Annotated in this window: 9 protein-coding genes; 5 read left to right on the top strand and 4 right to left on the bottom strand. The window is 72.4% G+C overall.

The features are described 5' to 3' along the window. Positions 1–4 precede the first annotated feature (4 nt). A complete protein-coding gene (locus tag EDF27_RS18150; RefSeq protein WP_132050365.1) occupies positions 5–2,176 on the top strand; it encodes a S9 family peptidase in 2,172 nt (723 codons plus the stop codon). A 127-nt stretch (positions 2,177–2,303) separates the two neighbouring features. On the opposite strand, the gene EDF27_RS18145 is transcribed toward EDF27_RS18150, so the two are convergent. Next, a complete protein-coding gene (locus tag EDF27_RS18145; RefSeq protein WP_132050363.1) occupies positions 2,304–3,833 on the bottom strand; it encodes a CYTH domain-containing protein in 1,530 nt (509 codons plus the stop codon). Positions 3,834–3,892: 59 nt separating this feature from the next. Here EDF27_RS18145 and EDF27_RS18140 point away from each other — a divergent pair, with 59 nt between their 5' ends. Beyond that, positions 3,893–4,165 carry a mycoredoxin gene (locus tag EDF27_RS18140; RefSeq protein ID WP_123653932.1) on the top strand — a complete coding sequence of 91 codons (273 nt, stop codon included), beginning with the start codon at positions 3,893–3,895 and terminating at the stop codon, positions 4,163–4,165. A gap of 176 nt (positions 4,166–4,341) precedes the next feature. On the opposite strand, the gene EDF27_RS18135 is transcribed toward EDF27_RS18140, so the two are convergent. Further along, a complete protein-coding gene (locus tag EDF27_RS18135; protein WP_123702814.1) occupies positions 4,342–6,468 on the bottom strand; it encodes an SNF2-related protein in 2,127 nt (708 codons plus the stop codon). A 514-nt stretch (positions 6,469–6,982) separates the two neighbouring features. After that, positions 6,983–8,227 carry an aminoglycoside phosphotransferase family protein gene (locus EDF27_RS18130; protein WP_132050361.1) on the bottom strand — a complete coding sequence of 415 codons (1,245 nt, stop codon included), beginning with the start codon at positions 8,225–8,227 and terminating at the stop codon, positions 6,983–6,985. Positions 8,228–8,307: 80 nt separating this feature from the next. On the opposite strand from EDF27_RS18130, the gene EDF27_RS18125 reads away from it, so the two are divergent. After that, entirely contained in the window at positions 8,308–9,423 is a 1,116-nt protein-coding gene (locus EDF27_RS18125; protein ID WP_132050359.1) for an aromatic acid exporter family protein, read from the top strand. A 253-nt stretch (positions 9,424–9,676) separates the two neighbouring features. Here the strand turns inward: EDF27_RS18125 and EDF27_RS18120 are convergent, their stop codons facing one another. Then, entirely contained in the window at positions 9,677–10,000 is a 324-nt protein-coding gene (locus EDF27_RS18120; protein ID WP_123653936.1) for a hypothetical protein, read from the bottom strand. A 227-nt stretch (positions 10,001–10,227) separates the two neighbouring features. On the opposite strand from EDF27_RS18120, the gene EDF27_RS18115 reads away from it, so the two are divergent. After that, positions 10,228–10,905: a response regulator transcription factor gene (locus EDF27_RS18115; protein WP_123653937.1), complete on the top strand. Its 678-nt coding sequence runs from the start codon at positions 10,228–10,230 to the stop codon at positions 10,903–10,905. 20 nt (positions 10,906–10,925) lie between these two features. Next, positions 10,926–12,398, top strand: a complete 1,473-nt coding sequence (locus tag EDF27_RS18110) for a HAMP domain-containing sensor histidine kinase (protein WP_123653938.1) — start codon at positions 10,926–10,928, stop codon at positions 12,396–12,398. The last annotated feature ends 7 nt before the right edge of the window (positions 12,399–12,405 follow it).

Here is a 12,405-nt window from a genome sequence, read left to right as displayed (position 1 = left end):
ACCGGTGAGCAGCGAGCACGAAGCGACCACCCCGCCGACCGCCGAGAAGCGTCCGGTGACCCGAACGCACCACGGCATCGACTTCGTCGACGACTACGAGTGGCTGCGCGACAAGGAGTCCCCGGACACCATCGCGTACCTCGAAGCGGAGAACGCCCACACCGAGGCGTCGACGAAGCACCTCGCCGCACTGCGGGAGCGCATCTTCGGGGAGGTCAAGGGCCGCGTGCAAGAGACCGACCTCTCCGTTCCGGTGCGCATGGGCGAGTGGTGGTACTTCACCCGCACCAGCGAAGGCAGCCAGTACGGGGTCCAGTGCCGCGCACCGATCAGCGGCCCGGACGACTGGACACCGCCGACGCTCGACGACGGCGCGGCGACGCTCCCCGGCGAGCAGGTCGTCCTCGACGGCAACGCACTCGCCGACGGCCACGACTTCTTCTCGCTCGGCTCCTACGACATCACCGACGACGGCACCCGGCTGGTGTACGGCGTCGACGTCGCCGGTGACGAGCGCTACACCCTGCACGTCCGTGACCTCACCACCGGCAACGACCTCCCCGACGTGGTCGAGAACACCGGCTCCGGTGCCATGTTCGACCCCTCCGGCCGGTTCGTGTTCTACCCGACGGTGGACGAGTCCTGGCGCCCGGACCGGATCTGGCGGCACACGGTCGGCACCGCGGCGACGGAGGACGTCGTCGTGTTCGACGAGCCGGACGACCGCTACTGGGTCGGTGTCGGCGTGACCCGGTCCTCGCAGTACATCGTCATCGAGCTGGGCTCGAAGATCACCTCTGAAGCGTGGATCCTCGACGCGGCCGACCCCACCGGAGAGTTCCAGGTCGTCTGGCCCCGCCGGGACGGCGTCGAGTACGAGATCGAGCACGCCATCGTCGGTGGCAGCGACCGGCTGCTCATCCTGCACAACGACGGCGCCGAGAACTTCGAGCTCGTGGACGTCCCCGCCGATGACCCGAACTCCGAGACCGACCGCCGCATCGTCGTCGCGCACCACACCGAGCGCCGCATCGAGTCGGTGGACGCGTTCGCCGGGCACCTCGCGCTCGAGTACCGGGCCGAGGCGCTCCCCCGCGTCGCGATCATCCCGATCGACGGCGACGGCTACGGCGACGCGAACGAGGTCCACTTCGACGAGGCGCTGTTCTCCGCCGGCCTCGGCGGCAACCCGGAGTGGGAGCAGCCCACGCTCCGCATCGGGTTCACCTCGTTCGTCACGCCGTCGGAAGTGAGCGACCTCGACCTCGCGACGGGCGAGGTCACCGTGCTGAAGCGCCAGCCCGTGCTCGGCGGCTACGACCCGGCCGACTACGTGCAGGAGCGGGACTGGGCCACGGCGGAGGACGGCACCCGCGTGCCGGTCTCCCTCGTCTGGCGCCGTGACGCCGTCGATCCCGACGCGCCGTCACCGCTGCACCTGTACGGGTACGGCTCGTACGAGCACTCCATCGACCCGGGCTTCAGCGTGATGCGCCTGTCGCTGCTCGACCGCGGCGTCGTGTTCGCGGTCGCGCACGTCCGCGGCGGCGGCGAGATGGGCCGGCACTGGTACGAGAACGGCAAGACCCTCACGAAGAAGAACACCTTCACGGACTTCGTCGCGGTCGCCGACCACCTCATCGCCACCGGCCGCACCACCGCGGACCGGCTCGTGGCCGAGGGCGGCAGCGCCGGCGGACTCCTGATGGGCGCCGTCGCGAACATCGCCCCCGACCGGTTCGCGGGCATCGTGGCGGCAGTCCCCTTCGTCGACGCGCTGACGAGCATCCTCGACCCGGACCTGCCCCTCACGGTCATCGAGTGGGACGAGTGGGGCGACCCCCTGCACGACGCCGAGGTCTACCGGTACATGAGCGAGTACACGCCGTACGAGAACGTGCGCGACGACGTCCGGTACCCCGCGATCCTCGCCGTCACGTCGATCAACGACACCCGGGTGCTCTACGTCGAGCCGGCGAAGTGGACCGCCAAGCTGCGGGAGGTCGGGGCGCCCGTGCTCCTGAAGACCGAGATGGCGGCCGGCCACGGTGGTGTCAGCGGCCGGTACGCATCGTGGCGGGAGCGGGCCTTCGAGCTCGCGTGGATCCTCGACACGCTCGGGCTGGCCGAGGTCTCCCCCGCGGCGGCCACGGCAGCCCCGATCGCCGCCGGCTGAGCCGGGCCAGGCCCGGGCGGGCGGGCGCGGTCGAGTGCGCAGGAATGGGCTCCCAGCACCCCTTCGCGCGCATCGTCTGCGCACTCGATCGACCGGCGACCCGCGCCCGCGGCCCGGCGCCCCGTCGTCACACGCGGTTGAGCGCGTGCACCGCCTCGTCGTAGGACTCCTCGGCGAGACGCACGCGGTCCCCCGCGAGCACCCCGTACCCGAACGTGCCCTCGCCACCACGCTCCGCGATCCCGGCGTTCGTCCGCAGCGCGTCGAGCGCGTACAGGGACCGCACCCGCTCGGTGAGCACGTCCGCCGCGGTCCCGATGCGCTTCCAGAGCGCGTGCGGGAACGCGTCGTCCCCGAGCACGTCCATCGCGAGCCGCGCCCGCATCGTGCCCTGCCATGCACGCTCGGTGGCCTCGCGATCGGCGGTCTCGCGCTCGGCGGCCGTGTCCGAGGTGTCGTCGGCGACGGCGTCGCGGACGAGCTCCCGCACGTGCGGCTTCACCGTCGCGGAGACGTCCTGCGCGACCTTCTTCGGCGACCGCAGCGCCCACTCCGTCGGCGCGGGACGCTCGACCGCGTCGTCGAGGGCGTCGAGCAGCTCCAGGAACGGCTCGCCGTGCAGGGCCGCAACGACGTCGCGCACGGCCTGGTCGCGCCGTTCGCGCGTGGCCGCGAGGATCCGCTCACGCGTCATCGCGTCGACGAGCGCGTCCTGCGCCGGTGTCGAGGCACGCGGCAGCCGCTCGATCAGGTACTCGGCGAGGGCGGCGCGAGCGGTCACCCCGGCGAGGTCGTCCGCCGCTGCCGCTGCACGGTCCACTGCTTCGGTCGCGGGGAACGCCGGACGGTACGCACCGAGGATCGCGGCGATCTCGAGCGTGGTCGCGGCCGTCTGCCGGAGTTCCGCGTTCTCACCGGACCGCAGCCGGGCCTCCTGGCCGAGCAGCGCGGAGCGCAGCTTCCGGAGTCGCTTCGTGAGGATCCGTGCGGTCGTGCCCTTCTCGGGTCGGTCGACGGTCTGGAGGCGCGGTGCCGGTGCTCCTGCCAGCCCACGTGCCAGCTTGGACGCGACGGCGGCGGGGCCGGCCCCCACGGCCTGGAAGCGGCCGTCCAGCGATGCGAAGAACTCGTGGGCGATCTGCGGGTCGACGCCCTCGACCGTCTCCACCTCGACCTCGCGCCATGTGCGCGGGTCGGCGGGGGCGTCGTCGTCGAGGCGCTGCGCGCTGACGCGGTCGTCGGCGAGCTCGGCGATCTGGTCGCCGTCCTCGTCGAGGAGCCGGGTGACGGTCCGGGTCGTGGTGATCCGGACGACGGGGCGGAGGCCACGGCCGCGGCGTTCGGTGAACAGGGCGGCGAGGACGTCCACCGGCACGGTGTCCGGGTCGTCGGTCAGCGGGAAGTGCTGCTCGTGCCGGACCGTGTCCGACTCGGCGCGCTTGATGTGCCACCCGGCGTCGGGTCCACCGGTCCGGCGCCGCACGGTCACCCGGGAGGCGACGAGGTCGTACCGCTCGGTGTCCCAGTAGGTGGCGTCGAGCTCGAAGGGCTCCTGGCGGTCGAGTTGCAGGATCCCTCCGGCGCCGATCAGGTCGGGGAGGTCGGCCCCGTCGGGCAGGTCGTACGTGCGCTCGATCTCGAGGTGCGTGTCCGTCACACGCTCTTGTCTACCAGGCCGTGCGGGGAGCTCCGAACCACGCGGGTTAGCCTGAGCGCATGAGCGAGACGATCACCCGCGACGCGTTCGTGCCGGAGGCCGGCGCCGTCACGATGTTCACGACCACCTGGTGCGGCTACTGCGCCCGCCTGAAGAACCAGATGTCGAAGGCCGGCGTGCCCTTCCGGGAGGTCGACATCGAAGCGACCCCCGGTACCGCCGAGCTCGTCGCCGAGGTCAACGGCGGCAACCAGACCGTGCCGACCCTGGTGTTCCCGGACGGCAGCACCGCGACGAACCCGTCCCTCGCCGAGGTGCAGTCCCGCATCTGACGCGGCGACGCCCGCGGGACGCCGACGCCGGCGCCCGGCCGTTGCACAACAGAAAGCAGTCCGCACCACGCGATCACGTGGTGCGGACTGCTTTTGGTTGTGCGGGAGCGAACGGCACCGGCACCGCACGGGCACCGGCGCGGCACGCGGCCGCCGGCGCGGGCGCGGCCGCCGGGTCAGCCGCCGAGCGCCTCCGTCAGCATCGCCGCCATCGCGTCGAGCTGGATGTCGCCGGAGTCGACGAGTTCCTCGTCGGAGCCGTCGAGCGCCCGCGCTGCCAGCCCGGCCTTGGAGTCGATGAGCTCCGCGATCTTCGTGTCGATCGTCTGCGCGGCGATGATCCGCCACGCGGTGACGGGCTCTTCCTGCCCGATGCGGTGCACGCGGTCGATCGCCTGCGTCTGCTCGGCGCTCGTCCACGACAGCTCGGCCAGGACGACGTTGGACGCCACCTGCAGGTTGAGGCCGACGCCCGCCGCGGTGAGCGAGCAGACGATGACGGCTACGTCGGGGTCGTTCACGAACGAGTCGATCTCGGCGGTGCGCTGCGCGGGCGTCTGGTCGCCGCGGACGGTTGCGGTGCGGAGGCCCCTGCGCGCGAAGACCTCTTCCGCCTGGTCCATCACGTCGAGGTGCTTCGCGAAGAACACGACCTTGCCGACGTTCGAGGCGAGCTGCGCGGCGTAGTCCGCCGCGAGCTGGGCCTTGGCGCGGCCGATGCGTCGGACCATCGAGAACACGTTCTCGCCGGTCGACGATGCGTCCTGGTCCTCGAGCTCCCAGCGGGCGACCTGCCGGACGAGCCGGTGGTCGATGCCCTCGACCGGGTCCTGCCCCGTGCGGGCGTCGAGCGCCTGGTGGTAGCGCTTGACCAGCTTCGCGGTGAGCTCGCGCTCGGCGTCGCGGATCGAGCGGCCCTCTTCGCCGTCGAGCTCGACGGGGATGTCGGCGATCCGACGGGCGGGGATGTCCGCCGCGACGTCGACCTTGCGGCGTCGGACGATGCCCATGTCGATCACGGCGCGCCGGGCCTCGACGAAGAAGCCCTGGTCGGCCGGGGTGAGCCCGATGTCCTCGAGCTCGTTCATGAGCTTCGCACGGGGCTTCTTGTCGTCGATCCAGCCGAGGTACTCCCAGATGGTGCGGAAGTCCTCGACGGAGTTGATCAGCGGGGTACCGGTCAGCGCCATCAGGAGCGGCGAGGAGGACCGCGAGCGGATCTTCTCCGCGAGCTGCAGCACGAACTTCGATCGCTGCGAGTCCTTGTTCTTGATGAAGTGCGCCTCGTCGACGACCATGCCCTTGAACCCGAAGGCACCGAGCCAGCCGAAGTGCCGGTCGAGGATCTCGTAGTTCACGATGACGATGTCGGCGAACCCGTCGAGGTCGTCCCCGTCGCCGTGGATCACGGTCGCGCGGCGGTTCGGCACCCAGCGCTCGGCTTCACGCGCCCAGTTGGTCTTGACGACGTTCGGGACCACGACGAGCAGCGGGTACGCGCCGGCGGCCTCGGCGGCGAGCAGCGACTGCGCCGTCTTGCCGAGCCCGGGCTCGTCGGCGAGCAGGAACGTCCGGTGCCCCTGTGCGGCCGCCGCGACGAGCTCCGCCTGGTGCTGCATGAGGTTGGTGCCGGACAGCGTGCTGAGCGTCGACGGGTCGGGCAGCGGCATCGTCGCCGCGCCACCACCGGCGCCGTACTCGAACGACTTGAACAGCGGGCCGAAGAGCTCCCAGTTCGCCAGGCGCCGCGGGTGTGCGACGGGCTGGTCCGCGAGCGCGAAGTCCGGCGGCAGGAACGGGTTCGCGAGCTGCCGCTGCACGACGGCCTGCGGGACGACCGCGCGTTCCTGCGTGGCGGCGACCGGTGCGGGCTCGGCTGCGATGACCAGGTCCTGCGGCTGCATCTCCATGCCGCCGGCGATCATCATGTCCCGCTTGACGGTGCGCGTCGCCTCGGAGACGGACGCTTCCTCGGCGAGCAGCTGGATCACGCTGGTGTCGCGCGCCGCCGTCTTCGCGAGGATCTGCGCCACACCGTCGAGCCGCTTCATCTGCTCGGCGCGCTGCGCGTCGGTGAGCTCCGTGTCGGCTTTCACCCGGGCGCGTTCCTCGCGCATGAGCAGGGCGACCGCCTGGAACTTCGTGCGGTTCGTCGTCTTCAGCGGTCCGCGTTGCGCGGCCGCCTCGACCTCGCGCACGGCGCGGGCGAGCACCGGGATGACACCGTCGTTGTCGAGCGGCCGGGTCCGGCGCGACGCGGTCCGCGTCCCACCGGCTGCACGCCGCGTGCCTGATCGAGCCAAGGCTCCTCCTGTTCCACCCCGCGACCGGGGCGAGCCGCCCGTGCGGGCGGAAGTCTCGTCGGTGCGTCCGTCGCACCGTTCGCCGGCGGCGGGCCACCGTGGCCCGCCGATCCCCGCGACGTGGTGTGCGACCGTTCGCATCGGAGACACCCGGGTGGTGTCCGTGGCCGATGCCGTGGTCTGCGCGGAGGATCCGGCGCCGTCGCACGCACGCGATGCTCGGGACTGTGTCGTCCCAGGGCGGTCGCGGACCCGGTGCTCGCGTCCTTCAAGTGAACGACTGTCGTGTCCGGAATCGACGCGACGCGCGAGCACGCGGTGCGTGCGCGCTCAGTTTACTCCCGGACCACCGACGGAGGCGAGTCGGCGCACCCCGCGCGAGTCGAGCCTCCCGTCCGGTCCGTGGGTTGCTCCGTGCGTTGGTTGCCGGAACGTGCGTTGGTGGTCCTTCCTTCCGGCCCCCGACGCGCGATCCCGCTTTCCAGCGCGCGCGGCATGGGCAGGAACGGACGCCTCAGACGCGCGGTGCGGACCGCGGACGGGCCGCTGGGTCGGACGGGAGGCTCGGTTCCGGTTCCACGAGCGCGGCACGTGTCGCCGCCAGCAGCTGTTCCGCGGTGGCGATCCCGTTCGCGGAGCCGGTGGTGGCCTGGCCGCCGGCGTGCGCCAGCAGCTGGGCGCCGATCGCCGGTCCGAGGCGCTCGGTCTCGGCCGGGTTGCGAGCCGCCCAGTCCCGGGCGATCGCGTCGGCGAGCCGCTCCGCGGCGGCCCCACGGTCCGCGTCGCCGCGGGACCGGTGCCAGAGTCCGGTCACCACCAGGTGCGCGACGACCGCTCCGATGTCCCGGACGGGGTAGCCCCAGCCGGCCGTGTCGATGTCGAGGAGCCCTGAGATGCGCCACGGCTCGGCCTCGTCGACGAAGACCTGCTCGAGGTGCAGGTCCCCGTGCACGACCTGCTTCGTCGCCGCAGCCCACCCGATCGACCGGCGGCCGATCGCGTCGTAGAGCTCGTCGATCTGCTGCGCGTCCTGCGGGAGTGCGGCGACGAGCGTCTTCCGGTGCCAGTCCGCGTGGTCCATCGCGTCCGCGCGGGCCTGCTGCGTCATCGGGACCGTCGCGATGCGCCCCGTGAGCGCCGCGAGCGAGGCGACGAACCGCGGGTCGTCGGCGATCTCGAGGATGCGACTGCCCGCCGGCACGCCGCGGATCCGCTCGAGGACGAGCAGCCCGTCCCCACGGCTCGACAGCACGCGCGGCACCGGGAGCCCGGCGGCGACGAACTGCTCGTGGGTCTTCACGATCGGCGCGACCCGGTGCGGACGGACGACCTTGAGGAACAGGGTCCCCTCCGGCGCGTCCACACGGACGACCGCGCGCTTGCCCGGCCGGTACGCCGCGACCGTCAGGGTCGGGTTCGTGACGGGCATGCCGAGGGTGGTGAGGAGCTCGGCGACCGCGTCACGGTAGGTGACCTGCGGCAGCACCGGCAGGCCCGGGTCGTTCGGGTACGCCCACACCGAGACGGGCTCGTGCGTCGCCGGGTCGGTGACGAGCGCGCTGTTCTGGTCGTGGGTCCCGCCGGTGTCCACGTAGGTCAGGACGGTGGCGCGCTGGCCGTTCCGGTCGACGGTGTCGACCTCGTACCCGTAGAGGTAGCCGTTGCCCGACGGTTCCACCGAGTGGGCGCGTGCGGCCACGACGGTGGTCCCGGAGCCGACGAAGGCCTCCGGGATGACTCGCTCGTGATTCGGCCACACGACACCAGTCAACCGTGTCCACGGGCTTTCGTCGCCTTCGTGCACGGCTCGGCGTGCGTCCGGTGGCTAGCGTTGACGACGTGAACCCGGTCGCGCGCCTCCGCAGTTCGAGCCGCACGCCGTTGCTGCAGGTCGTGAAGACCGCGGTGGCGGTCGTGGCGGCCGTGCTGCTGTGCCAGGTGGTGATCAACGGGCCGTTCCCGACCTTCGCCGCGATCGCCGCGCTGCTGGTCGTGCAACCGAGCATCAACCAGTCGTTCGTGAAGGGGCTCGAGCGGAGCGCCGGGGTCGTCCTCGGGGTGCTGCTCGCGACCGGGCTGCACTTCCTGCTCGGCGACTCGGTCTGGGTCGTGCTGCTCGTCATCGTCGTCGCGATCCTCATCGCGTGGGCGCTCCGCCTCACCCCGACCTCCGCGACGCAGGTCGGCATCAGCGGGATGCTCGTCCTCACCGCCGGGGTCGTCACGCCGAACTACTCGGCGGACCGGATCCTCGAGACCGTGCTCGGCGCCGCAGTGGCGCTCGTCGTGAACGCCGTGATCGTCCCGCCGGTGCTGCTCCGGCCCGCGCACCTCGCCGTCGCGCGGCTCGCCCGGGACACCGCGGTGGCCTTCGAGCGGGTCGCGATCGGCCTCACCGAGGGGTGGGACCACGACCGCTGGCACGACGCCCTCGTCCGTGCCCGGGCACTGCGGCAGCAGCACGCGAAGGCGGAGGCGGCGCTCACCTCGGCGCAGGAGTCCCTCACCATGAACCCCCGCGGCGGGCGGCACCGGACGATCCTCGAGCGGGACGTCGTCGTCGCGGAGCACCTGCGGGTCCTCGTGACGCGGGTCACGGGCATGACGCGGGCGATCCGGGACAACACCGCGCCGGACCTCCGCGCGGACCCGATGGTGGGGCGGATCGCGACGGAGGTGGCCCGCATCGGGGCGGACCTGCGGGCGCTCGGGGCGCGGGTGGAGGCGCCGGCGAACGGTGGTCCCGGCGTCCTGGACGCGGGTCCCGGCCCCGGGCCGGATGCCGGCGCGGGTCCGGGGTCGGGTTCGGGTTCGGGTTCGGGTCTCGACGCCGAGCCCGCGCTCACCGCGCCGCTCGAGGTCATCCGGCCGAACTCACGGCACTGGATCCTGATCGGCGCGCTGCTCGAGGACATCCGGCGCGTCCGTGAGGAGCTGCTCGGCGAGGACGACTGACGCGCGGCTCCCCCGCTGCCCGCGCGCGCTGCTCCTTCGGTGCGTGTTCCTCCGCCGTTGCGCGTTCCCCCGCGCGCTGCGCGTTCGTCCGCGCGCGCTGCGCGATCCTTCCCACACCGCGTGCTGTGGAAAGTGGTTTCGCGCGTGGGAGGTCCTTTCTTCGGGCCCCCTACGCGCGATTCGACTGCCGACGCACGATTTGACTCGCCTGCCACGGGCAGGCGCAGGCGCGCGCGGGCGCAGGCGCGCGCGGTCAGGCGCAGGCGGAGGCGGGGGCGGCCGCCGCGGCCTCGGCAGCCGTGCCGATGATCTCGCCCCAGATCGTCCGGGTCGGGACCGCGGGGTCCGAGGTGACCACGTCCGCATCCGCGAACCGTGCGATCTCGGCGACCACGGCCTCCTGTCCGGCCTCGCGCGCGGCGCGGCTGGCGACGTCCGGGACGGCGGCGCGGAGTTCGGCGACGATCCGGTCGCGGCGGTCACGGTCCATCTGTCCCAGGGCGCCGATGCCCTTCCACGCGGCGTCGAGTTCGGCGCGCAGGCGGATGATGGCCGGGTGGTCCGGCTGGTCGTTCATGGGTCCCCCAGAGACAGGACGTTCTGTCGGGTACAGCGTCCGGCCGGGAGCCTATCAACGAAGCAAGCAGTGCTCATGTCCCTAGATCACGGGCCACGGGCGGTGCGCCCGGGCGCGTCCGACGTGCCGAGCCAGCCGCGCTCGCTGTGACGAGATTCAGTCAGGATGCCCGTCGGTGCACCCTCCGGGCGTGGTTCGATGCCACGATGGGTCGCAGGAGGTCCACTATGCGGTTGTTGGTGGTCGAGGACGACGACGAGATGCGCGCGCTCATGGAGCGCGGACTCGCGGCCGAGGGGTACCGCGTCACCGCGGTCGAGAACGGCGTCGAGGCGCTCATCGCGCTCGGAGAACAGGCGTTCGACCTCGCGGTCGTCGACGTGATGATGCCCGGCATGTCCGGCTTCGAGCTCGCCCGGCGGATCCGCGAGCGAGAGGACCCCGTTCGCATCCTGCTCGTCACCGCGCGCGACGCCGTCGACGACCGGGTCTTCGGGCTCGACGCCGGCGCGGACGACTACCTCACGAAGCCCTTCGCCTTCGCCGAACTCACCGCCCGCCTGCGTGCACTCGGCCGGCGCGAGGCCACCGGTGCCCCCCGCACGATCGAGGTCGGGGACGTCTCCATCGACTCCGAAGCCCGCCGGGTCTCGATCCAGGGTCAGCGCGTCGCCGTCAGCCCGACCGAGTTCGCGCTCCTCCGGCTGCTCGCCCGCTCCGTCGGCACCGTCGTCGACCGTCCGAAGATCCTCGAAGAGGTCTGGGACGGGTCGCAGCACGTCGACCCCAACGTCGTGGAGCAGTACATCTCGTACCTCCGCAAGAAGCTGACGGCGCACGACGCGACCGTCGCCATCGCCACCGTGCGTGGCCGGGGCTACCGCCTCGACCTGCTCGGCTCCTGACGCCGAGGCCCGTCGTACCGATGCGCTTCTTCAGGCCGCTCCGGCTGCTCTCGCTCCGGTCGCGGATCACGATCGGGTCGACGGCGATCGCCGCGGTCGTCATCGTGCTGCTCGTCCTGGTGATGCGGTTCCAGGTCGTGAGCGTCGTCGCGTCGGCCACCAGGACCCTGCTCGACGCCGACGCCGACCCGTACGTCGCGACACTCGAGGTCGACAGCGACCCGGACCTGTCGCCGCCCGGCAACGCGCAGCTCGTCGCGGTGGTCTCCCCCGCCGGCGACATCGTGCTCTCCACGATGCCGACCCGGGTCGAGCGGGCACTCGGCAGCCTGACGACGACCTCGGCCGGCACGAGCGTCATCGACGTGTCCGGCTCCCAGTACCGCGTCGTCGTGGAGCACCCGGTGAACGGTGCCGGTCGCTGGACGGTGGTGGCCGCCCGCAACTCGCAGGCCGAGGCGATCGTCGTCGACGACCTCACCACGACCCTCTCGATCACCGGCCTGGCCATCCTGGTCGCGTTCGGCATCGCGTCGTGGGTCCTGGCGACCGCCGCGCTCCGCCCCGTGAACCGGATGCGCCGCGAGGCCGAGCGCCTCTCCGTCGCACCCGAGCGCGCCGAACTGCCCGTCGGACCGGCCCAGGACGAGCTGGCGTCCCTGGCGACCACCCTCAACGCGTTCCTCGCCAGGACCCGCCAGGCGACGGAGCGGGAACGCCAGATGGTCTCCGACGCCAGCCACGAGCTCCGCACACCCCTGGCGATCCTCACCACCCAGCTCGACCTGGCATCGCTCGACGCCGACGACGCCGCAGCCCTCGCCGGCCACATCGAACGAGCGAAGAACAACGTGGCGCGGCTGTCCCGCCTGGCGAACGACCTGCTCACGCTGTCACGCATCGAGGAGTCCGAACGGCGCTCCGAAGACGGCGACCAGCGGCCGCTCACCGCGTGGTCGGACCTCGGTGACGAGGTGATGGCCGCCGTCGACCGCGTCCGGCTCATCGCGAGCGCGAAGGACATCACCGTCGACTTCGACCTCGAGCCGCCCGTCGCCGTCGGCGGTTCCGGTCCGGGCATCGGCGGCGGGACCGTCGAGCCGCGGTACCGGCTCGACACCGGCGGCATGGCACAGCTCGTGACGAACATCGCCGGCAACGCCGTCGCCGCGCTGCCTCGGGGCGGCGGGATCCTGGTGACGTGGCGAACCGCCGGGAACGCCGGGGAGCTGCAGGTCACCGACGACGGCCCCGGCGTGCCGGAGTCGTTCGTGCCCGTCGCGTTCGACCGCTTCACCCGGCCCGACGAGGCCCGGAAGTCGCGACCGAACCCAGACCCGGCGACCGGCGGGATCCCGGTGCCGGGTGGCTCCGGCCTCGGGCTCGCGATCGTGCGGGCGGTCGCGGAACGCGCGGGAGGCACGGCGTCCCTCCGCAACGTCCGCTCCGGTGGCCTCGAGGTCACCGTGCGCATCCCCGAGGCGCAGCAGTAGCGCCGGC

The organism is Curtobacterium sp. PhB136 (genome assembly GCF_004346855.1).
In the GTDB taxonomy this organism is placed as follows: Bacteria; Actinomycetota; Actinomycetes; order Actinomycetales; family Microbacteriaceae; genus Curtobacterium.
This window is presented reverse-complemented; position numbering and strand designations above follow the sequence as displayed.